The sequence below is a fragment of the Limnohabitans sp. 2KL-17 genome, from assembly GCF_003063415.1.
Classification (GTDB): domain Bacteria; phylum Pseudomonadota; class Gammaproteobacteria; order Burkholderiales; family Burkholderiaceae_C; genus Limnohabitans_A.
Genome location: NZ_NESK01000034.1, coordinates 1 through 20,481, shown reverse-complemented (window position 1 = coordinate 20,481; position 20,481 = coordinate 1). Strand labels below are relative to the sequence as shown.

The following is a 20,481-nucleotide window of genomic DNA, read 5'->3' as shown; positions in this document are numbered from 1 at the left end:
TTCCATGACATTTCGAACGGCATTTTCTAGCGCAAGTATCTTGCTGTCTATGGCTTTGGCCAGTGTGGGGGTGTGTGGTTTCGCGCAGGCCCAGTCGCAACCACCGATCAAGATTTTGGTCGGTGCGCCAGCGGGTGGTACCACCGACACCATGGCACGCGCATTGGCGCAGATGCTGGGCACGCAACTGGGCCGCACTGTTGTGGTGGAAAACCGCCCTGGTGCCGGCGGTAATCTGGCCGCTGACGCGGTCGCCAAGGCCACGCCCGACGGCAACACTTTGCTCATGAGCTTCACCAGCCACGCCATCAACGCCTCGCTTTACCCCAGTTTGCCTTTTGATCCGGTCAAGGACTTCACGCCCTTGACCATGGTGTCAACCTTGCCGTCGCTGCTGGTGGCCCACCCCAAAGTGCCTGCCAACAACGTCAAGGAGCTGATCGCTTTGGCCAAGGCCAAACCCGGCCAGATGAACTTTGCCATTGGCGCTTTGGGCTCGTCGCTGCACATGGCGGGCGATGCTTTCAAGATGAAGTCTGGTGCGTACATCGTCAATATTCCTTACCGGGGCACAGCCCCTGCGGTGCAAGACTTGTTGGCGGGCCAGGTGGACTTGATGTTTGCCGCTGTTGGCAACGTCCAATCGCACATCAAGGCAGGCAAGCTCAAGGCTTTGGGCGTGACAAGTACCAAGCGCTTACCCGCTTACCCCGATGTGCCCACCATTGGCGAGAGCTTGCCTGGTTATGAATCGAGCGCCTGGTTTGGCCTGTTTGGCCCTGCCCGCATGAGCCCTGAACTGGTCCGCCGCTTGGCCGATGCTGCTCGTGTTGCGGTGCAGTCACCCGAGGTGAGGCGCCGCATCGAAAATGAAGGTGCAACCCCTGTGGGCAACAGCCCTGAGGAGTTTTCCCGCTTTGTAGAAAGTGAAATTCTGCGCTGGCGGGTGGTGGTGCAGTACGCAGGAGCCAAACCCGAATGAGCACCACCCACTCGATTTCTCAAACCTTGGCCCAAAAACTCATTGCCAAAGCGGCAGGGCGCAGCCACGTAACGGTGGGCGAAGTGGTGACCTGCAATGTGGATCTGGCCATGTTTCATGATTCGTCTGGCCCCAGGCGCCTTAAACCCATGCTCGATGAGCTGGGCGCCCATATTTGGGACACCGACAAAGTAGTGCTGGTGCTTGACCACTATGTGCCCGCACAGGACGCCGATGCTCAGCAGATCGTTCAAATTGCGCGCGATACCGCCAAACAATGGAAGCTGAAGCATGTCATCGACAGCGAGGGCATCTGCCATGTGGTGCTGCCCGAGCGAGGCCATTTGAAGCCCGGCATGTTTTGTGTGGGCGGGGACTCGCATTCCCCCACAGGAGGTGCATTTGGGTGCTACATGTTTGGCATTGGTGCCACAGAAATGCTGGGGGTGTGTGTGACTGGCCAAATCTGGGTGCAGGTCCCGCGCACTTTGCGCATGCAATGGTCAGGCCGTTTGCAAGCTGGTGTGTCGGCCAAGGACATGATGCTTCACATGATTGGGCGTTTTGGCATGAATGGCGGCCAATACCAGGCGGTGGAGTTTGCAGGTTCAGCCGTTCAGAATTTGTCCATGGCCGAGCGCATGACCCTGTCCAATATGAGTGCTGAAATGGGAGCCCAGGTGGGTTTGATCGCTGCAGACGAGACGACCCTCCAACACTTGCGCGCGATTGGTGTCGCACCCGAAAAACTGATGGGGGCCGAGCAATGGTTCACCGATGAAGACGCCGAGTATGAGCAGCAAAATTTTGACGCTTCCAGTCTGAGTCCTCAGGTGGCTGCGCCGCACAGTCCGGCCAACACGCGTGATGTGGCCGAATTTGCCGATGTAAAACCCAACATTGCTTACATCGGTGCTTGCACCGGGGCCAAACTCGAAGACCTGCGGGCTGCAGCCTCCGTGCTCAAAGGCCAGCGCGTGGCGGCAGGCGTACAGCTCATGGTGGCACCCGCCAGTGCCCGTGAACAAGCGCAAGCCACACAAGAAGGTGTGATGCAAATCCTGCAAGATGCCGGGGCTACGGTGCTGCCCAACAGCTGCGGTGCATGCGCTGGTTATGGCGCGACTTTTCCTGAAGGGTCCACCGTGATTTCCAGTACGGCCCGCAACTTCAAGGCCCGCATGGGCCCCGCCAGTGTGAATGTCTATTTGGCCTCGCCCTACACCGTGGCGGCCTCGGCATTGAGCGGAAGAATCAGCGATGCACGTGAGTTTCTGGCATGAACCCGCGCGAATTCAAAAACACCCGTGTGTGGCGTTTGGGCGCGGATGTGGACACCGATGCACTGGCGCCGGGCGCATACATGAAGCATGGCCTGGATGTCATCGGCCGATATTGTCTGGAGGCCGTTCGTGCCGACTTTGCCTCGGGCGTGCGCGAGGGTGATGTGATCGTGGCCGGTGCCAACTTTGGGATTGGCTCTTCGCGAGAACAGGCGGCAGGTGTGCTGCGGCACCTGGGTCTTGCAGCCGTGATCGCGCCTTCTTACAGCGGCTTGTATTTTCGCAACGCCTTCAACCTGGGCCTGTTGTTGTTGACTTGTCCAGAGGCTGCAGAGATCGAAGACAGTGAGCGGGTCAGCGTGCACTTGGATGGCGAAACTCCCCAAGTGGTGCGTGCCAACGGCCAGCGCTTGATGTGCGCACCGATCCCCCAATTTTTGATGGACATGGTCGATGCAGGGGGCTTGCTGCCTCTGCTCAAACAAAGAAAGCCAACATGAACCCGATGGATTCAGTTTCCCAATCCCCGATCGCGATGGATCCGGTCACTCTGGCTGTGTTGCGCGGCCGGCTGGAACAAATTGCTGACGAAATGGATGCCACGCTTTACCGCAGCGCCTTCAACCCCATCATTGCCGAGGCTCACGACGCCTGTCACGGTCTGTACGACGCCATCAGCGGCGACACCTTGATTCAGGGCAAGTCTGGCCTGCCGGTTTTTGTAGGCGCCATGGCCTTTGCCGTGCGCGCAGCCATGCGAGTTGCAGGAGAGCGTGGCGGCATGCAAATGGGCGATGTGTGGTTGTTCAACGATCCCTACGAAGGCGGCACACACGCCAACGATTTCAAGCTGGTCAAGCCCTGTTTTCGCAGCGGGCAGTTGTATTGCTTTTTGGCCTCAGCTGCTCACTGGCACGATGTGGGCGGCGCGGTGCCCGGCAATTACAACCCTGCAGCCACCGAATGCTGGCAAGAAGCGGTGCAAATCCCGCCAGTGCGCATCTTGCGCGGCGGGGTGCTCGATGAGGATGTGCTGGCCATTTTGCTGGCCAACACCCGCCTGCCCGACAGCCTGTGGGGCGACTTGAACGGCCAACTGGCCGCGCTGGAATTGGGCGCACGCCGCCTGGACGGTTTGCTCGATGAATACGGCGATGCCACAGTGGAGAAGGCCCTGACCGAGTTGCGCAGCCGTGCCGTGCGCCTTATGCGCTCGCACATCGGCAGCCTGCCCGATGGCCGCTACAGCTTTGAAGATGTGCTGGACAACGACGGTGTCAAGGATGAGCTGCTGAGCATTGCGCTTGACATGACCGTGGCCGGCGATCGGTTGACCCTCGACTTTTCCCGTACTTCGCCGCAATGCGCCGGCCCTGTGAACATCTCGCGTGCCACAGCGGTGGCCGCTTGCTATGTGGCCTTGAAGCATGTTTTTCCTGATGTGCCTGCCAATGCGGGCGTGCTCGACGCGGTGGACTTTGTGATCCCCGATGGCTTGGTCATCAGCGCTTCGCGCCCGCGCCCAGTGGGTGGCTACACCGAAACTATTCTGCGCATGATCGATGTGATCTTCAGCGCCACAGCCTTGGCCGACCCGCAGCGTGCGGTTGCCCATGCTTATGGAACCATCAATGCCTTGTCGATCGCGGGCCACCGCACCGATGACAAGCGCAAGGGCCAGCGTTGGGTGATGTTCAGTTTTTTTGGGGGGGGCCATGGCGGCCATTCGGACGGAGATGGCTTGTCGCACGGCAACGCACCCATCTCGACGGCCACCATTCCGCCCATGGAAATTCTGGAAGCCGCTTACCCGGTGCGCTTCACGCAATGGGCCTTGCGCCCAGGCTCCGGCGGGGATGGCAAGCACCGGGGTGGGCTGGGCGCGATTTACGAGATGGAATTGCTTGAAGACAGCGCCGAGGCTTTCATCTTTGGAGAGCGCGGCAAGTCAGCCCCCAAAGGCATTCATGGTGGCCAGCCTGCGTTGCCCAATGTTTTTGAGTACTGCCACAACGGCGAATGGAAAACGCCACCGATGGTCTCCAAGATGCTTGGTATTCAACTGAAAAAAGGCGACCGCGTTCGCCTGCAAACACCGGGTGGTGGCGGTTGGGGGGCTCCAGCCGACCGAACTGAACAAGACCGTGCCAGCGACACTGCACTGGGCTACACCAAGGAGCAAGCATGACCGAGCAAGCTTTGAATCAGTCGCCCCACAAGCCCCACTGGGTGGTTGGGGTGGATGTCGGCGGTACCTTCACCGACCTGTTTGTGTTGGATGAAAAAACCGGCCAGGCCCGGATCGTCAAGGTGCCCTCGACCCGTGGCGAAGAAGCCCGGGGTTTCATGAACGGTATCGCCAAAGTCACGGGCAGCACCGGCGCTGAAGGGGCCAAGGACATTGCCACCATCGTGCACGGAACAACGGTGGGCACCAATGCTCTGTTGGAAAGAAAAATTGCCCGCACCGGCATCATCACGACACGTGGATTTCGCGATGTGCTGGAGATGCGACGCCGCGACCGCCCACAAACCTGGGGCTTGCGCGGCAGCTACACCCCCGTCGTGCCTCGAGCCTGGCGCCTTGAAGTGGACGAGCGTGTGTTGGCCGATGGCCAGGTGCACACCCCGGTCGATTTGGGGCAGGTGCGCGAACAAGCCCAAGCACTTCTCTCTGAAGGCTGTGAAGCTGTGTGTGTTTTCTTTGTACATGCTTATGCCAACCCATCGAATGAACAAGCTGCTGTGGCAGCGGTGCGTGAAATCTGGCCCAACAGCCATGTGACAGCGGCCAGTGAAGTGCTGCCAGAGATTCGTGAGTTCGAGCGCTGCTCCACCGCCACACTGAACGCCGCTTTGCAGCCTGTGGTGGGCAACTACTTGGAGCGCTTGGACGGTGATCTGCGAGCGCAGGGTTTTGACGGTGAATTGCTGATCGTGCAAAGCAATGGGGGCGTGATGTCTCGCCAGACTGCGTGTGATGTGCCGGTGCGAACGGCCTTGTCGGGCCCTGCTGCGGGTGTGATGGCTTGCGCCGAAATCGCACGTGCTTCGGGTTTTGACAACGTCATCACCGGTGATATTGGAGGCACTTCATTTGATGTATCGCTGGTGGCGAGTGGTGAGGCAGCGCTGGCCGCGCAAACCTCCATTGCCTTTGGCTTGGTGGTGCGCTCGCCCATGATCCAGATTGAGACCATTGGCGCGGGTGGCGGATCAATCGCGTCGGTCGATGCGGGCGGCATGCTGCAGGTTGGCCCCGAGTCAGCGGGCAGCGTTCCCGGTCCGGCCTGCTATGGGCGCGGCAACACCCGCCCCACCGTGACCGACGCCAATGTTTTGTTGGGTCGTATCGCCGCCGACCGGCCTCTGGGAGGTGGTCTGTTGCAGGCGCTGGACTCGGGACTGTCTGAAAAAGCCATTTCGCAACATGTGGGCGAGCCTTTGGGCCTGACGGCACTGGCCGCTGCCGAAGCGATTTTGACGGTGGCCAACGCCCGCATGGCAGGTGCGATTCGCGTGGTATCGATAGAGCGTGGGCACGACCCACGTCAGTTTGCTTACATGCCCTTTGGTGGGGGTGGTGGGCTGCATGTCTGCGCCATGATGCGCGAGGTGGGTGTGACCACCGGCATCGTGCCGCGCTACCCGGGTGTCACTTCGGCTTTGGGTTGCGTGATGGCCGACATGCGCCATGATGCGGTCCAAACCCTGAACGTGGCCTTGGCCGACGTGGCCTGGCCTGCTTTGCTGGAGCGCGTGGACTGCCTGGCCGAAGCTTGTCAGGTGAGACTGGATTCGGCAGGTGTTCAATTTGTTCGCACGGACGAAGCCATCAGTTTTGACATGCTCTACATGGGGCAGACCCATACTTTGCAAGTACCGGTGATGCGTGAACACTTAAATGCAGCTGGGGTATTGGTTGCGTTTGAAACCGCTTACCAGCACGCATTTGGCCGCGTGCTGAAAGGCCCGGTGATTCGTGTGATGAACTTGCGCTATGCCCGCATCGGGCGCCGTCCCAAGTTTGACTTGGCGGTGCTTGCCCCTCAGGGTGAGGGTCGCACCACCCCTGTGGGCGAGCAGCAGGTTTACCACCAAGGACAGTGGTGGACAGCCCAGCGCTATGAACGCCTGAGTTTGCCCGTAGGCACGGTGGTCCAAGGCCCTGCCATTTTGGAGCAACCTGACACCACGGTTTGGCTGGAGCCTGGCTTTGAAGGGCGTGTCGACAAACTGGGAAACTTACTGGTGGAGCGCGCAGCATGACCCTCAAAAACGCCAAGCTGGGCATGGTCATTGTGGACTTGCAAAACGACTTTTTGTCCTCTGATGGGGCCTATGCCCGGGGCAACACATTGAGCGCCGAGGCAGTGAAGCTGCCTGAGCGCATGGCCCCAGTGGTGCGGGCCATCAAAGGACGCGGCGGACTGGTCACAGCCAGCCTGTTCACATTGTGGCCAGACGCAAAGGGCGAGCCCATGATTTCCGCCCACCTGAAAGAGCGCCGCCCTTTTTTGCGCAAGGGTGACTTTGCACCGGGTAGTCGAGGCCAGGCCAATGTGGATCTGTTGTCACCACTGGTCGATGTGTCGGTGTTCAAAGTAGCCTATTCGGCTTTTTTCAACACGCAGCTTGACTGGGTGCTGAAAAAATCGGGCATCGACACCCTTGTCGTGTGTGGCATTGTGACCAACGGTGGGGTGGCCAGCACGGTGCGCGATGCGCACGTGCGCGATTACCACGTCATCGTTTTGTCGGACGGTTGTGCCGCCTTCAGTGAAAGCGCACACCAAGCGGCGCTTGCCGATATGGGCTCGGTGGCAGAGGTCATGAACAGCGCTGATTTTCTGAAGCAGCTGGGCTAAAGCCATGAGTGCGCAGCTGCCCAAAGTTTGCCCCGCCGCCGAGCTGCAAGCTGAGGAGAAGACGCAGGTGGTGATCGTTGGTGCGGGTGCTTGTGGCCTCACGGCCGCGCTGGCCCTGTACCGGCAAGGCGTGGATTGTGTGGTGCTTGAACGCGATGCGTTTGCAGCAGGCTCGACCGCCTTGTCGTCCGGCTTTGTGCCGGCGCCCTGCACGCAGGCACAAAAAAATCAAGGCATCACCGACAGCGTGGAAACCTTTGCTGCCGACATCCAGGCCAAGGCCCATGGCCAGGCTGCGCCGCACCTGGTGCAGGCCTATGCTCAGCAAATTGGTCCGGCGCTGGATGCCTTGGAGCAACATCACGGCCTGCCTTGGCAGGTGCTGGATAACTTCATGTACCCCGGTCACAGCGTTCACCGAATGCATACCGTGCCTGAAAAAACCGGTGCTGGTCTGATGAGCCGCCTGCAAGCAGCTGCCGATGTCGCAGGAGTGGTGGTGCTCACCCAATCACAAGTCACCGAGCTTTGGGCCGATGGGCAGCAGCGCATCCATGGCGTGGGTTTTGTCAGGCCTGACGGCCAGGTCGAACGCCTACGCTGCGATGCGGTAATGCTGGCTTGCAACGGGTTTGGCGGGGCAAAAGCCATGGTCAATGAGTTGTTGCCCGAGATGGCACAAGCCACTTATGCAGGGCATGTGGGCAACGATGGCAGTGCCATCGCTTGGGGCCGTCAGCTGGGTGCGCGTCTGGCCGACTTGGGCGCTTACCAGGGCCACGGCTCTTGGGCTTTACCGCAAGGCGCTTTGATTTCTTGGGCGCTGATGATGGAAGGCGGCGTGCAGATCAATGCCCACGGCGAGCGCTTTCACGATGAAACCCAGGGCTATTCTGAGGCGGCGGTGCAGGTGCTGGGACAACCCGGTGGTGTGGCGTGGAATGTGTTTGACGATACCTTGTTGGCCTTTGCGCAAGACTTCCCGGATTTTGTCTCAGCGCAAAACGCAGGCGCTGTGCAACACGCTGCGGATGCTGCTGCACTGGCGCAACTGATCGGCTGTTCGCTGGACTCGTTGCAAGCCACCATGAACGCCATTCAGCCAGCGACCGATACGGCCACTGGTCGACATTTCAAACGTGAACTGCAAGCCCCCTTTCATGCCATCAAGGTCACCGGTGCCTTGTTCCACACCCAGGGCGGGCTGGACATCGACGCGCAAGCCCGCGTGCTGCGCTCGGACGGCACACCCTTGCCCAATTTGCTGGCTGCAGGCGGCGCAGCGCGGGGTGTCTCGGGACAGGCGGTGTGGGGTTATTTGTCAGGCAACGGTCTTCTCAGCGCCATCGCGGGAGGGCACATCGCAGCTCAGACTGCGCAACAACTATTGAAGGATGCAGCCTTATGAGCCAACGCCAAACTCTGGCCCAACGTCTGCAACAAAACCAGCCCCTGCTGGCCCCAGGCGTTTACGACGCGCTCACCGCGCTGGTGGCGCAGCAGGCCGGTTTTGAGGCCGTTTATTTGTCGGGTGCATCGATTGCCTACACGCGGCTGGGTCGCTCCGACATTGGCCTGACCACCGCCACCGAAGTGGCGCAAACTCTGGCCCACATCACTGACCGCGTGAAAATTCCCGTGATCGTTGACGCCGACACCGGCTTTGGCAATGCGCTCAATACCCAGCGCACGGTGCGTGACTTCGAGCGGGCTGGGGCAGCGATGATCCAGATTGAAGACCAGACCTTTCCCAAACGCTGCGGCCACCTTGACGGCAAAGGGGTGGTGCCGGTGGCCGAGATGCAAGGCAAGCTGCGAGCCGCACTCGATGCCAGGCACGACAAGAACACCCTGATCTTGGCGCGCACCGATGCGGTGGCGGTTGAAGGGCTGGATGCCGCTTTGGAGCGTGCCGAGCAGTACTTGGAATGTGGTGTTGATGCCCTTTTTATCGAGGCGCTCCGCTCGGAAGAGCAGATGAGCCGTGCCTGCGCGCAGTTTGCAAAGCGTGTGCCGCTGTTGGCCAACATGGTCGAAGGCGGCAAGACGCCTGTCCAAAGCGCGGCCGAGCTGGGTGAGCGGGGGTTCAAAATCGTGATTTTCCCCGGCGGTACGGCACGTGCGGTATTGCATACCTTACAGGGCTACTACGCCAGCTTGAACGCTCACCAGACTACGCGCCCTTGGCAAGACCAGATGCTCGATTTTGATGGCCTGAACGCGGTCATTGAAACGCCACAGCTGTTGGCTCTGGGCCAGCATTACGAGGGCGGTGGCCAGGCATGAAAAAAGGCACTGTGTTGCGCCCTTTGCAGGTGGGTGACATCGGCTGGGTGGCGCACCGCCAGGGCCTGTTGTATGCCCAAGAATACGGCTGGGGCGGCACATTTGAGGCCTTGGTGGCCGAGATCGCAGCGCAATTTGTGAAAAATTTTGACCCTGAAAATGAATGCGCCTGGATTGCCGAATTCGAAGGCCGTGTCATGGGCTCGGTGTTTCTGGTCAAGGTGTCCGATATCGAGGCCAAGTTGCGCTTGCTTTACGTGGAACCCGAGGCACGCGGCACAGGCCTGGGGCGGCGCCTGACCGATGAATGCATCGCTTTCGCCAAGGACCGGGGCTACCAAAAACTCAGCTTGTGGACCAATGACATCCTTCATGCCGCACGCCACATTTACCAGCAAGCCGGTTTTGTGTTGGTGTCAGAAGAAAGCCACCATTCGTTTGGCCATGATCTTGTGGGACAGTACTGGGCTTTGGACCTTCGGGACTGACACAAGCCGACAGGGCCAGGCGACTGTTGTGTCACGTTGCAAGCGCATCGGATTCAAAGGTCCCAGGCATCAGGCGCTTGCTGGGCACCAGCCCATTTCCAGCCAGTGCGCATAGCCTGGCTTGAAAGGCCATGCGGTGTATTGCACCGGTGTGCCTGGGGGCAATACCCGTTCGGTTAGGTGGTCCAGCCAGGGGCTGATCGCGCCAATGCGCTGTAACCAGGCTTGTCCTTCGCGGGTCTCCATGGCCAATCCGGCCATGCTCTTTTGTGCCGTTGGCAAAGGGGTGTCCGTCAGGCTTGGGCCGGACATGCGGTCATGTACGCTGCCCCAGGCCACGTGTTTCATCTGTTGTTGCAACTGGCGCAAACGGCGGTCTACTGCATCCAATGGTTCCTGGGCAAAACGCAATTGCCCCAGCACATTGTCAAACCAGAAAAAGGCATCGGGCATGGCCCGCACGCTGTCGGATAACTGCGCGAGGCCATCGCCTGTGTGCAGGTGCAGTGATGTGCCGTGACGTTTCAGATGTTCGCCATGTCGCCAGCGAAACAAGGATGCAGCCAAGGGGTCGATGTCCCAGGCGTGGACTTCGCTGAATTGCGCCAGCCACGGCGTGGGCAGCATCCAGCCCGCGCTGGCTCCAATCAGCACCAATTTTTGGTGCGGCATGGTTTGCGACATCAGCCAATCTGAAATCTGGGCAGACGCTGGCGCCCAGCGATCTTGTGATCGCCATGCGCGCCAATGCCAATGCCATCCACCAGTCAAATTCATGCGCGTACTTTAAACCGTGGCGCGCATGCGGCGATGGGACTTGGTGATGCTTGTCAAATGATCTTGCCCTGGCGCCACCAGGCCAGTGCGCAGCCCCAACTGACCAACAAGATGCCCAGCATGGCGCACAAGGCAGAGATTTCGGTCATCCGGTGTTTTTTCAGCACGATTTTTTGGCTCAGTGCGTTGTAAATTTTGTTCAGCTCAGGGGCGTTGTTGGCGCTGAAATATTCACCACGGGTGATGTCGGCGATCTTTTTCAAAGTGTCTTCGTCCAGTTTTACGCGCATTTGCATGCCCTGGGCTTTGAGCAGTGTGCCTTGCACGGTGCCCACGCCCACGGTGTAAACGCGAACCCCCAGATCGGCGGCCACCTGAGCCATTTTGAGCGCATCTGGGCCGCTGTTGCTTTGGCCGTCGCTCAGCAAGACGATGGCAGCCGCTGTGTTGGCGCCTGCAGGCACTTTGGGCAATGTGACGGGTCGGTTTTTTACCGATCCTGTTGCACCCGTGCTGGTGGCGGGGTCGCCCCCCAGAGGGGTGCCGGTGTCTGGGCGAGTCTCAGCTTCGATCAGGGCGCGCACATCAAGCCCTGAACCTGGCAGCATGGCATCCAGCGCAATGACCATGCCGCTGCCCAAGGCTGAGCCAGGTTGCAGGCTCAGGCTGTCGATGGCCTGAAGCATCAGGTCGCGCTGGTCCGTGGGTGCTTGCACCAGCGCTGCTGCCCCCGCCATGCTGACCAGCCCCAACTTGACCTGACCGGGTTGGCCCAGTACAAAACTTTTGGCTGCAGCTTGGGCCGCTTCAATGCGACTGGGTTGCACATCGCTGGCCCGCATGCTGCCCGAACTGTCGATGGCCAGCATCACCGTGTCCATGCGGCTGGGCAGCAAGAGAATGGCCTGAGGGCGGGTAATGGCCACCAGCAAACCCGCCAGACCGATCAGCACCAGCATTGCGGGGGCATGCTGTGTGAACCGCCAGATTGGCTTATCGCCGACGCGCTGGGTGAAGCGCGGGGTGAATTGCAAGGAGCGCTTGGTGCCTTGCCGCAGCCAGGCAGTGTAGAGGCCCAGGCAGACGGGCACACACACCAGCAGCCACAGCAGGCGAGGCCAGACAAACTGGATCGAATGCCATTCAGGCATGCACGCTCCTGCCGCTGGCGAAGGCCTGGGCTGCCCGATGGGCTTGGGGGCCGCCGCCCGTGTTTAACTGGCTGGCACGTTTTCGCAGTTGCGCAAATCGCAGCAGGGCTTGGTCAAGTGCTTCGTCGGTGCGCAGCTCCAGGCAGTCGACGCCGGCATGGGCCAGGCTGTCCCGCAGGGCTGTTTCGCGTTCTTGGGCCAGTGCCGCAAAGCGCTGGCGAAATCCGGTGTCGTTGCCGTCCACCAGCAATTGCTCACCGGATTCAGCGTCTTGCATCAACACCATGCTGCTGTCGGGCCATGACAATTCCAGCGGGTCGTGCAGGCGAACCGCCACCACTTCATGGCGCCGAGCCAGCATGGACAGGTTCTTTTCCCAGCCAGGTGCGCTGATGAAGTCAGACACCACAAAGACCACAGAGCGGCGGCGTACCAGCGAATTGGCTTGGGCCAGCCATTGGCTCAGCAGGGTGCTCCGGGGGCCTGGCAAAGGGTTTTGTCCAGCATTCAGCAGTTGATGTGCCATGTGCAAAAGATGGCGGCGGCCAGAGCGTGCGGGCAAGACGCTTTGAGCGTAGGCCTGGCCCGTGAAGAGCATGACACCCACGCGGTTGCCGTGTTGGGCCAGCATTTTGGAAAGCACCAAAACGGTGTCGCAGGCCAGTTGCCGTTTGGTGGTGGGACCCGATCCGAAGTCGACAGATCCAGACAAGTCGACCACAAACCATGCGGCCACTTCACGGTCTTCCTGGTGTTCGCGCACATAAGGTGTTTGCATGCGCGCCGTCACGTTCCAGTCGATGTGGCGCACATCATCGTGGGATTGGTATTCGCGCAGATCGGCCAGCACCAGGCCGACGCCACGAAAAAGGCTGCGGTAGTCGCCTTGCAACTGGCCATCGAGCCGTTTGAGCACGGTCCATTCAAGACGTTTCAGCCATTTTTCCGCTTGTGAAATGGTGTCCACAGTGCCTGAGGGGTTCGGGCTGGCCACAGCGACTGACGCGTTTTCGGGCTGCGATACCGCGGGAGGTTTTGGCTTACGCAGAAAGCTGAACATGGCGGTCCAATGGCTTGTCGGGTGCGGGCACAGCCTGCAAAATTTTCAAGATCAGCGCATCGGCCGTCATGCCGTCCGACAGGGCCTCATAAGACAGCACCAGGCGGTGGCGCAACACATCGGGCACCAAGTCGATCATGTCTTGCGGCAGCGCATAGGATCGCCCGCGCAAGAAAGCCAGCGCCCTTGCGCCTTCGACCAGGCTGATGGTGGCGCGCGGGCTGGCGCCAAAGGTCAGATAGGGGGCCAGTTCGGGCAAGCCACAGCGCACCGGATCGCGCGTGGCGGAGACCAGTTTGACGGCGTATTGCACCAAGGCGGGATCGACGTAACCCTGTCGACATTGAGATTGCAGCGCCAGCAGTTGTGCGGTGTCGGCCACAGCAGCGGCGGTGGCCGGTATGCCGGTGACCCTTTGCACGATCACGAACTCTTCCTCTTCAGTGGGGTAACCCACCAACACCTTCATCATGAAGCGGTCCACTTGGGCTTCGGGCAAGGGGTAGGTGCCTTCGGCTTCTATCGGGTTTTGAGTAGCCATCACCAAAAAAGGCCGGGGCACGGCGTGGGTTTCCCCCGCAATCGTCACTTGCCGTTCCTGCATGACCTCAAGCAAGGCGCTTTGCACTTTGGCCGGTGCGCGATTGATCTCGTCGGCCAGCAGCAAGTTGGCAAAGACCGGCCCCAGCACGGTGCTGAATTCGCTGTTTTTCTGGTTGTACATGCGCGTGCCAATCAGGTCGGCAGGCAGCAGGTCGGGGGTGAACTGAATGCGCTTGAAGCTGCCGCGAACGGCTTGTGAGAGTGTGTTCACCGTGAGGGTTTTGGCCAGCCCCGGAACCCCCTCGATCAGCAGGTGGCCTTGCGCCAGGATGGCCACCAAAATGCGTTCCAAAAAGGCGTCTTGCCCAACCACCACGCGCTTGACTTCGTACAGCACCCGTTCCATCAGTGCTGCATTCACTGTTGAGTTTTGGGGCGCCACGCCCTGGTTCCATGCCAAATCAGAGGGGTTCATGCACAAGGCCTTTCTATATCGAATGGTCAGGAAAAAATCAAAATGGTGAGATGCCCATGCCCTGGCTGGCACTTTCAATGGTGGCGGCAAACACGATGCCGATGAAGGTGCGGGCCGAGGTGGGGTTCAAGATGGCGGTGACGATGCCGACCACTTCGCCAGCCATGTTGATGAGGGGTCCACCCGAGTTGCCGGGGTTGGCGGCTGCATCGGCCTGGATGAGGCCGCGCATGATGCTTTTGCCTTCTGCACCGAATTGCCGGTTCAGGCCTGAGACAACACCCGCCGAGACAGAGGGCCCAATGCCAAATGGAAACCCAACAGCCACCACCTCATCGCCTGGTTGCAAGCTCTGGCTGCTGCCCAGCGTGGCGGGTTGCAGGTCATCCGGCAGGCGGCTTGCCTTGATCACAGCCAGGTCGTTTTCGGGTTGTACGGCGACCACCTGCGCATCGGATTCCAGGCCATCGGCAAAAGTCACCCGGATGCGTTTGGCGCCTTGCACGACATGCAGGTTGGTCAGGATGACACCGTCGTCTGAGATGACCACGCCCGAGCCCACACCACTGTCTTGCATCTCGCCTTGGGGGTTCTTCTTGTCTTCGTCCTGGGTTCGCACGCGTACCACCGAAGGGCCGATCAATTGCGCTGCACGGGCCGCTCTCGATGGCAGGTCTTGGGTGTTCAATGTGTGCAAAACAGCCGCGTTGATGTCAGCCTGTGTCAGTGGCTTGGGCGCGTTCCAGTGGCGCGTCAGTGCCCAGGTGCACAGGGCGGTGATCAGGGTGCACAACAGCAAGGCGGACCAAAAGGGCATCCGCTGCAACAGCTTGGCGTTGTCACGGCCCGATGCATTGGAAGCTGTGGCTTGATTTATAGCGGCCATCGCAGAAGCGGGTGTCGTGGCACGCACAGTCGCGTGCGTGCCATGCGTTTCTTTTGCCTCGTGTGCAGTCGGTCGAGTGCTATAGAGTGCGGCGCGTTTCATCGTTGTTAGGGCCTTCGGTGATACAGTGGCAAGTCGTCGTTTAAACAACCACACAACATGCACTTTATCTGGCCCGAGGTGCTTTGGCTATTGCTGCTGATACCCCTGTTGGTGGTGGGGTACATCTGGGCTTTGCGCCGTAAACGCACTCTCGCGGTGCATTACCCCAGCCTGGACTTGATCCGTCCTGCCTTGGGGCCGGGGCATCGGATTCGCAGACACATCCCGCCTGCTTTGCTGCTGTGTGCTTTTTCATTGGTGCTGGTGGGTGCAGCCCGACCCAGCGCCCGTGTCACCTTGCCAGCCGATTACCTGACCCTGGTGCTGGCCATGGATGTCTCACGCAGCATGTTGGCCGAAGATGTGCCGCCCAGCCGCATCGTGGCTGCACAGCAAGCTGCCAAGTCTTTTTTGCAGGAATTGCCCACCCATGTGCGTGTGGCTGTGGTGTCTTTTGCGGGCAACGCACAATTGGTACAAGGCGTGACCGATCAGAAAGACGCCCTGCTGGCCGCCATTGACAGTTTTCAATTACAACGCGGTACGGCCACGGGCAGCGGCTTGCTGGTGGCCCTGAACACCTTGCTGCCGGAGTCGGCGATTGATCTGGAGACGATGCTGTATGGCGCCGAATTCAAATCGGGCATTTTGAGCCCTCAGGGTGGTGCAGCAGCAGGGCGCTCGCTTGACCAGCGTTCTGCACCCGAGGCATCTGAAGTGGCCAAGCCTGCACCCGTCGGGTCTTACACGGCGGGCGCGGTGATTTTGTTGTCAGATGGGCGACGCACCACCGGGCCCGACCCGGTCGAGGTGGCCAAGTGGGCAGCTTCCAAAGGGGTGCGTGTTTACACCGTGGCATTCGGCACACCCAATGGGTTCATTCCTGGCCTGGAGGGTTTTTCGTTTTATGCCCGGGTGGACGAAGAGGCTTTGCAAAAAGTGGCCGAGACCACGGGGGCCGAATTTTTCAGAGCCACCAACGCCACAGACCTTGCCTCGATTTACCAACACCTTTCATCCAAATTCACGCTGGAGCGGCGCGATACCGAAATCACCGCCTTGCTGGCGGCCGCAGCAGCCATTTTGGTGCTGCTGGCCCTGGGGCTGTCGATGCGATGGTACCGTCGGTGAGGCTTGACAGCCCCTTTTCTTTTGACCGAACCACCTTCCAGGCCGGAAACACCATGACCGAGAGATTCGCGCAAATCACTTACGAAGCCTTGCCCGCCGAGGTGCGGCCTTTGGCCGACGACATCCTCAAGGTCTCGAGTGCGGCACTGGGTGGCCCCTACAACGCCCTGTTGCGCAGCCCCGAGATGGCGCGCCGTGCATTTGATTTTCTGGACTATCTGCGCTTCAAGACCTCGGTCAACAAGCGGCTGAACGAGTTCGCCATCCTGATCCAGGCCCGTATCTCCAACGCGCAGTACGAGTGGTGGGCGCATGAGCCGATAGCCCGCAAGGCCGGCTTGTCCGATGCGGTGATGCGTGACCTGCAGCAATGCCAACGCCCCACCAGCATGCAAGGTGATGAGCGTTTGGTATATGACTTTTGCATTCACTTGTCACTGAACCATCGGGTGCCCGATGACCTGTGGCAAGAGGCTGTGACCCAAATGGGTGAACAGGCTGTGGTCGACCTCACTGTCTTGTCGGGCACTTATGTGATGGTGTCCATGCTGCTGAACGCCACGCAGGTGGGCATTCCAGGAGGCGGTGCAGAGCCCTTGCAGGTGCTGAGCCCTCTGGATATCCGCCAGCGTTTGCTGGCTTGATCCCCCACACTGGCTTATTAACAAGGAGGCATTCATGGGCAATCATTTCATTCGCACAGGCTTGGCGGTGTGGCTGGCCGCCATGGCATTTAACGCCTCGGCTCAGGACTTTCCTAACCGCGCCATCACCATGGTGATGCCCTATGCAGCAGGCGGTCCGGGCGACACCATCACCCGTGTCTTTGCCGGGGCCATGCAAAAGCATCTGGGTCAGCAGATCGTGGTGGACAACACTTCGGGCGCATCGGGATCGATTGGCACTGCCAAGGTGGCCCGCGCCAAGCCCGATGGCTACACCTTGCTGATGATCCATGTCAGCCACGCGACCAACGTGGCCATGTACAAAAGCCTGCCCTACCACCCGGTGGACGATTTTGAGCCGATTGGCCGTGCCACCAGTGGCCCGATGGTGATCGTGGCGCGCAACGAGTTTCCCTCGAAAAATCTCGGAGAATTTGTCGCTTACGTCAAGGCCAATGCCGCCAAGGTGAGCCTGGCACACGCGGGCGTGGGGTCGGCCTCGCACCTGTGTGGGCTCATGATGATGAACGCCTTGAACGTCAAGCTCAATGAAATTCCTTACAAAGGGACTGGCCCTGCCTTGACCGATTTGATGGGTGGCCAGGTGGACATTTTGTGTGACCAGACATCCGGCACGGTGCCATCGGTCAAGACCGGCAAGATCAAAGCCTATGCATCAGCAGGCAAGACCCGTTTGCCCCAGTTGCCTGAAGTTCCTGCCATTTCAGAGGCGGGCGTAGAGGGTTTTGACATCAATATCTCTTTTGGTCTGTATGCCCCCAAAGGCACACCCAAGCCAGTGCTCGAGCAGTTGACCTCGGCCTTGCAAAAATCAGTGACCGATGCCGAAGTGCGCCAGCGCCTGGAGGCCATGGGTATCTCGGCTGTGAACGCTGAACTGGCGCGGCCCGAAGCTTTGCGCACCCACCTGAAAAACGAAATCGATACCTTGGGCGGTCTCTTGGTCAAAGCGGGCGTGAAAGCCAATTGAGCCAGTTGATGCGTGCCGTGGCCCTGAATGGGCCGTCTTGCCCATGCGGGAGATGACCGCTTGAAAAATTGGTGGCCGTTGCTGTTGACCCTGGTGATCCAGGCCATGGTCGCCATGGCCTTGCTCACCTTGCCTGTGATGGCCCCTGTGGTGGCCGAGGCCATGCAGGTCTCACCCGCACTGGTGGGCCTGTATGTCTCGGTGACTTATGCCGGCGCCATGGTCTCCACCTTGATGGGCGGTGCCACCGTGGCCCGTTTGGGTGCTATCCGTGTCAGCCAGTGGGGCTTGTTGTTGTGTGCTTTGGGCTTGCTCTTGTGCGCAGTGCCCTGGTTCCCTGCAATGGTGCTTGGCGCGGTACTGATCGGGTTGGGCTACGGCCCGATCACCCCGGCCAGTTCGCATCTTTTGGCACGAACCACGCCTAAGCACCAGATGTCCCTGGTTTTTTCTCTGAAACAAACTGGTGTGCCTTTGGGCAGCATGTTGGCTGGTGCGCTGGTGCCCCCTCTGCTGTTGATCGTGAACTGGCAGGCCAGTCTGGCGGCAGTGGCTTTGGTGTGCATCTTGTGCGCCTGGGTGTCGCAAGGCTTGCGCGTTGATCTGGACAGTGACCGCCAGTCCGATGCCCCGGTGCACTGGCGCAGCCTGATCCAGCCCATTCGCCTGGTATTGGCGCATCGGGCCTTGCTCACCATGGCCTCTTGTTCGTTCATGTTTTCCATGGTTCAACTGTCTTTGACCACCTACCTGGTCACCTTTTTGCACGATGACTTGTCCTATGGTTTGGTGGCCGCAGGACTGGCCTTGTCGGCCACGCAAATCGGTGGCATTGGCGGGCGCATCGCCTGGGGCTATGTCGCCGATCGCTGGATGGGTGCGCAACGCATGCTGCTGTTATTGGCCAGCATGATGGCTCTGGGAGCATTGGCCTCGGCATTTTTGACGGTAGACACCCCTCAAGCCATGGTCGTGTTTATTTTGGTGGCCTTTGGCGCCTCAGCCATTGGCTGGAATGGCGTGTACCTGGCCGAGGTGGCGCGTCGCGCACCGCCGGGGACAGCCAGCTTGGCCACGGGCGGCACCCTGGCCTTCACGTTCTTGGGGGTGGTGGTGGGACCGCCCATGTTCGGTGCACTGTCGGGCTTGTTTGGCACTTACCGCGCCGGTTTTATCGGCCTGATGGTGATGGCCAGCCTCAGCGGCGCAGTCTTATTCTGGAGCCAGAGAACGACCCGGCTCGCGGCTTGAAGCCATGACCTGCTTGCAGGTGCTGTTGCCACCAGGGCCCCCATTTTCTTTCAGTGTGTCTCTGGCGGTGACCTTGCCGTCTTTGATTTCTTTGGTTATTCAATCCGAAAAAGTCATGCTCACACGGCCCAGCGGACCGTAATCAGCGGTAGCGGTGTCGCCAGGCGCAAGCTCGAGCGGCACCATGCAGGTGCCTGTGGTCACCACTTGGCCTTTTTGCAAGGTGATGCCCAGGCTGGACAGCTGGTTGGTCAGCCAGGTCAATGCAATGCGTGGATCGCCCAGCACATTTGCGCCTGTGCCTTCACGGGTGTATTCGAGGCGTGTGCCACGTTCAACGCGGGCTTGCACGGCGTAAGTGCTCAAATCAAGCGTGCGCCAATAGTCGGGCGCAGCCGGTCCCAGCACAAAGTGATGGGCGCAAGCATTGTCAGCTAGCAGCTGGGCTTCACCGGCTTGGGTGAATGGCGCCAGACGGGAGTCGGGCACTTCGATGGCCGGGTGCAGTCTGGCCACGGCGGCCATGACCTGCTGCAGGGTGTAGGGCTCGGGTCTGGGCGGCAGGTCTTGCCCCATCGTGAAAGCAAACTCGGGTTCGGCCACGCGCATGCGGTTGCCAGCCGACGGCACCGTGGCGCCACTGTCAAAAACCTGGCCAGACAACAAGCGCCCTGCCATGGGCCCACTGACGTTGATGTGTGCTTGACCATTGCTGCTGGTTGCAGCGATCTTCCAGCCGACAACGTGTCGGCCAGATACGTTGGGCAATTGCGCTTGCGCTTCGTAGCCTTGCTGCACCGTCATGGGCCTGCATTCTTCAGGCAATTGCTTGAGCGCTTGGCCCGATTGCCAATGCGACCAGATGATTTGTGCGGCGTGCGATGCAGAGGTTTGTTTTTGTGGCTTTTGCATGTTTGGCAGTGGGTTGTTCGCTGTGATTGAGGCGGTTTTCATTTTATTTTGTGTATAATTTTCTGTTTGGTGAGTCATGTCAACCAAGCCAAAGCAGCTTGTTTGGATTTAGCTTTCCCAAGGTGATATAGCTCAGTTGGTTAGAGCGCAGCATTCATAATGCTGATGTCGGTGGTTCAAATCCACCTATCACCACCAGATTTTGGTTCCAGACAGCCTCAAGAACCCTCAAAACCCGCACGCTCGCTAGCGTAGCGGGTTTTTTGTTGAGTCTGACGGCATTTCAATAACAACTCCTCGAGTGGCGATAATTTCGCCAAAAAAGGGGATTTACGGCTCCAACATGCGCGTTCATCAAGAACCGTATCAAGCACAGCGGGCAGCCAGTGCTAACAAGCACATCGATGGCGGAGGCACGTACCCGGTGATTACTTGTCGGATCCCGAATTTTGAGCAGGCGTCACACTTTGCGAAGATGGCGTTGCCGAACTTGGGCGGCTTAGCAGGCTGCTGAAATACCCCATTCGCGAGCGCAATTTCGCCCCGCATGGTTTTGATTTTTTTGATTTTCCTTTCGCATTCTGATATTCCCTTCGTTTTTTGTTCGCCTTGGCCCACTTGTAAGCCCAT

General features: G+C 59.7%; 20 protein-coding genes and 1 tRNA gene. 14 read left to right on the top strand and 7 right to left on the bottom strand.

What is annotated here, in order from left to right; all coding sequences use genetic code 11:
• The first annotated feature begins 4 nt into the window (after positions 1–4).
• Genes B9Z45_RS14950 through B9Z45_RS14910 form a run of 9 tightly spaced genes read left to right on the top strand, consistent with a single transcriptional unit; the run spans position 5 to position 9,907 of the window.
• Positions 5–982, top strand: a complete 978-nt coding sequence (locus tag B9Z45_RS14950; RefSeq protein WP_370445853.1) for a tripartite tricarboxylate transporter substrate binding protein — start codon at positions 5–7, stop codon at positions 980–982.
• Complete coding sequence (locus B9Z45_RS14945; protein ID WP_108408017.1) at positions 979–2,265, top strand: 3-isopropylmalate dehydratase large subunit; 1,287 nt, start codon at positions 979–981, stop codon at positions 2,263–2,265. The genes B9Z45_RS14950 and B9Z45_RS14945 overlap by 4 nt, the downstream gene beginning before the upstream one ends.
• Positions 2,262–2,765 (top strand): 3-isopropylmalate dehydratase, encoded by a 504-nt coding sequence (locus tag B9Z45_RS14940; RefSeq protein ID WP_108408016.1) that lies wholly within the window; start codon positions 2,262–2,264, stop codon positions 2,763–2,765. Before B9Z45_RS14945 ends, B9Z45_RS14940 begins: the two co-directional genes overlap by 4 nt.
• The gene (locus B9Z45_RS14935; protein WP_233252219.1) at positions 2,762–4,453 is read left to right on the top strand and encodes a hydantoinase B/oxoprolinase family protein; all 1,692 of its coding nucleotides are present in this window, start codon (positions 2,762–2,764) and stop codon (positions 4,451–4,453) included. Before B9Z45_RS14940 ends, B9Z45_RS14935 begins: the two co-directional genes overlap by 4 nt.
• Positions 4,450–6,534, top strand: a complete 2,085-nt coding sequence (locus B9Z45_RS14930) for a hydantoinase/oxoprolinase family protein (protein ID WP_108408014.1) — start codon at positions 4,450–4,452, stop codon at positions 6,532–6,534. The genes B9Z45_RS14935 and B9Z45_RS14930 overlap by 4 nt, the downstream gene beginning before the upstream one ends.
• On the top strand, positions 6,531–7,133 hold the full coding sequence (locus B9Z45_RS14925) for a cysteine hydrolase family protein (protein ID WP_108408013.1): 603 nt from the start codon (positions 6,531–6,533) through the stop codon (positions 7,131–7,133). The genes B9Z45_RS14930 and B9Z45_RS14925 overlap by 4 nt, the downstream gene beginning before the upstream one ends.
• Positions 7,134–7,137: 4 nt before the next feature.
• The gene (locus B9Z45_RS14920; RefSeq protein ID WP_108408012.1) at positions 7,138–8,541 is read left to right on the top strand and encodes an FAD-dependent oxidoreductase; all 1,404 of its coding nucleotides are present in this window, start codon (positions 7,138–7,140) and stop codon (positions 8,539–8,541) included.
• The gene (locus B9Z45_RS14915) at positions 8,538–9,419 is read left to right on the top strand and encodes an oxaloacetate decarboxylase (RefSeq protein WP_108408011.1); all 882 of its coding nucleotides are present in this window, start codon (positions 8,538–8,540) and stop codon (positions 9,417–9,419) included. The genes B9Z45_RS14920 and B9Z45_RS14915 overlap by 4 nt, the downstream gene beginning before the upstream one ends.
• Positions 9,416–9,907, top strand: a complete 492-nt coding sequence (locus tag B9Z45_RS14910) for a GNAT family N-acetyltransferase (protein ID WP_108408010.1) — start codon at positions 9,416–9,418, stop codon at positions 9,905–9,907. The genes B9Z45_RS14915 and B9Z45_RS14910 overlap by 4 nt, the downstream gene beginning before the upstream one ends.
• Positions 9,908–9,976: 69 nt before the next feature.
• Here the strand turns inward: B9Z45_RS14910 and B9Z45_RS14905 are convergent, their stop codons facing one another.
• From B9Z45_RS14905 to B9Z45_RS14885, 5 genes are read right to left on the bottom strand one after another with little or no spacing between them, the layout of a single operon-like run.
• Positions 9,977–10,684 carry a hypothetical protein gene (locus tag B9Z45_RS14905; protein WP_233252218.1) on the bottom strand — a complete coding sequence of 236 codons (708 nt, stop codon included), beginning with the start codon at positions 10,682–10,684 and terminating at the stop codon, positions 9,977–9,979.
• Positions 10,685–10,737: 53 nt separating this feature from the next.
• Positions 10,738–11,835: a VWA domain-containing protein gene (locus tag B9Z45_RS14900; RefSeq protein ID WP_108408008.1), complete on the bottom strand. Its 1,098-nt coding sequence runs from the start codon at positions 11,833–11,835 to the stop codon at positions 10,738–10,740.
• On the bottom strand, positions 11,828–12,895 hold the full coding sequence (locus B9Z45_RS14895; protein ID WP_108408007.1) for a DUF58 domain-containing protein: 1,068 nt from the start codon (positions 12,893–12,895) through the stop codon (positions 11,828–11,830). The genes B9Z45_RS14900 and B9Z45_RS14895 overlap by 8 nt, the downstream gene beginning before the upstream one ends.
• Positions 12,876–13,913, bottom strand: a complete 1,038-nt coding sequence (locus B9Z45_RS14890) for an AAA family ATPase (RefSeq protein WP_370445852.1) — start codon at positions 13,911–13,913, stop codon at positions 12,876–12,878. The genes B9Z45_RS14895 and B9Z45_RS14890 overlap by 20 nt, the downstream gene beginning before the upstream one ends.
• Positions 13,914–13,950: 37 nt before the next feature.
• Positions 13,951–14,799, bottom strand: a complete 849-nt coding sequence (locus B9Z45_RS14885; RefSeq protein ID WP_370445851.1) for a S1C family serine protease — start codon at positions 14,797–14,799, stop codon at positions 13,951–13,953.
• Between the two features lie 159 nt (positions 14,800–14,958).
• On the opposite strand from B9Z45_RS14885, the gene B9Z45_RS14880 reads away from it, so the two are divergent.
• From B9Z45_RS14880 to B9Z45_RS14865, 4 genes are read left to right on the top strand one after another with little or no spacing between them, the layout of a single operon-like run.
• Positions 14,959–16,032, top strand: a complete 1,074-nt coding sequence (locus tag B9Z45_RS14880; protein ID WP_108408005.1) for a VWA domain-containing protein — start codon at positions 14,959–14,961, stop codon at positions 16,030–16,032.
• 53 nt (positions 16,033–16,085) lie between these two features.
• Positions 16,086–16,676: a carboxymuconolactone decarboxylase family protein gene (locus B9Z45_RS14875; RefSeq protein WP_108408026.1), complete on the top strand. Its 591-nt coding sequence runs from the start codon at positions 16,086–16,088 to the stop codon at positions 16,674–16,676.
• A gap of 34 nt (positions 16,677–16,710) precedes the next feature.
• Positions 16,711–17,688, top strand: a complete 978-nt coding sequence (locus B9Z45_RS14870) for a tripartite tricarboxylate transporter substrate-binding protein (RefSeq protein WP_108408004.1) — start codon at positions 16,711–16,713, stop codon at positions 17,686–17,688.
• Between the two features lie 60 nt (positions 17,689–17,748).
• Positions 17,749–18,939: an MFS transporter gene (locus tag B9Z45_RS14865; RefSeq protein ID WP_233252217.1), complete on the top strand. Its 1,191-nt coding sequence runs from the start codon at positions 17,749–17,751 to the stop codon at positions 18,937–18,939.
• 99 nt (positions 18,940–19,038) lie between these two features.
• Here B9Z45_RS14865 and B9Z45_RS14860 read toward each other — a convergent pair whose 3' ends face one another.
• Positions 19,039–19,851: a 2-keto-4-pentenoate hydratase gene (locus B9Z45_RS14860; protein WP_108408025.1), complete on the bottom strand. Its 813-nt coding sequence runs from the start codon at positions 19,849–19,851 to the stop codon at positions 19,039–19,041.
• A 121-nt stretch (positions 19,852–19,972) separates the two neighbouring features.
• On the opposite strand from B9Z45_RS14860, the gene B9Z45_RS14855 reads away from it, so the two are divergent.
• A tRNA-Met gene (locus tag B9Z45_RS14855) sits at positions 19,973–20,049 on the top strand.
• Between the two features lie 168 nt (positions 20,050–20,217).
• Here B9Z45_RS14855 and B9Z45_RS17425 read toward each other — a convergent pair.
• On the bottom strand, positions 20,218–20,481 hold a 264-nt coding region (locus B9Z45_RS17425; RefSeq protein WP_108408002.1), incomplete at its 5' end, for a hypothetical protein.

What these genes read in the sequence shown, in the direction of transcription:
- B9Z45_RS14915 (WP_108408011.1), top strand. Translation starts at nt 8,538, where the DNA reads ATGAGCCAACGCCAAACTCTGGCCCAACGTCTGCAACAAAACCAGCCC.
- B9Z45_RS14905 (WP_233252218.1), bottom strand. Translation starts at nt 10,684, where the DNA reads ATGAATTTGACTGGTGGATGGCATTGGCATTGGCGCGCATGGCGATCA.
- B9Z45_RS14860 (WP_108408025.1), bottom strand. Translation starts at nt 19,851, where the DNA reads ATGCAAAAGCCACAAAAACAAACCTCTGCATCGCACGCCGCACAAATC.
- B9Z45_RS14895 (WP_108408007.1), bottom strand. Translation starts at nt 12,895, where the DNA reads ATGTTCAGCTTTCTGCGTAAGCCAAAACCTCCCGCGGTATCGCAGCCC.
- B9Z45_RS14900 (WP_108408008.1), bottom strand. Translation starts at nt 11,835, where the DNA reads ATGCCTGAATGGCATTCGATCCAGTTTGTCTGGCCTCGCCTGCTGTGG.
- B9Z45_RS14930 (WP_108408014.1), top strand. Translation starts at nt 4,450, where the DNA reads ATGACCGAGCAAGCTTTGAATCAGTCGCCCCACAAGCCCCACTGGGTG.
- B9Z45_RS14925 (WP_108408013.1), top strand. Translation starts at nt 6,531, where the DNA reads ATGACCCTCAAAAACGCCAAGCTGGGCATGGTCATTGTGGACTTGCAA.
- B9Z45_RS14880 (WP_108408005.1), top strand. Translation starts at nt 14,959, where the DNA reads ATGCACTTTATCTGGCCCGAGGTGCTTTGGCTATTGCTGCTGATACCC.
- B9Z45_RS14890 (WP_370445852.1), bottom strand. Translation starts at nt 13,913, where the DNA reads ATGAACCCCTCTGATTTGGCATGGAACCAGGGCGTGGCGCCCCAAAAC.
- B9Z45_RS14950 (WP_370445853.1), top strand. Translation starts at nt 5, where the DNA reads ATGACATTTCGAACGGCATTTTCTAGCGCAAGTATCTTGCTGTCTATG.
- B9Z45_RS14940 (WP_108408016.1), top strand. Translation starts at nt 2,262, where the DNA reads ATGAACCCGCGCGAATTCAAAAACACCCGTGTGTGGCGTTTGGGCGCG.
- B9Z45_RS14875 (WP_108408026.1), top strand. Translation starts at nt 16,086, where the DNA reads ATGACCGAGAGATTCGCGCAAATCACTTACGAAGCCTTGCCCGCCGAG.
- B9Z45_RS14870 (WP_108408004.1), top strand. Translation starts at nt 16,711, where the DNA reads ATGGGCAATCATTTCATTCGCACAGGCTTGGCGGTGTGGCTGGCCGCC.
- B9Z45_RS14885 (WP_370445851.1), bottom strand. Translation starts at nt 14,799, where the DNA reads ATGGCCGCTATAAATCAAGCCACAGCTTCCAATGCATCGGGCCGTGAC.
- B9Z45_RS14945 (WP_108408017.1), top strand. Translation starts at nt 979, where the DNA reads ATGAGCACCACCCACTCGATTTCTCAAACCTTGGCCCAAAAACTCATT.
- B9Z45_RS14920 (WP_108408012.1), top strand. Translation starts at nt 7,138, where the DNA reads ATGAGTGCGCAGCTGCCCAAAGTTTGCCCCGCCGCCGAGCTGCAAGCT.
- B9Z45_RS14935 (WP_233252219.1), top strand. Translation starts at nt 2,762, where the DNA reads ATGAACCCGATGGATTCAGTTTCCCAATCCCCGATCGCGATGGATCCG.
- B9Z45_RS14910 (WP_108408010.1), top strand. Translation starts at nt 9,416, where the DNA reads ATGAAAAAAGGCACTGTGTTGCGCCCTTTGCAGGTGGGTGACATCGGC.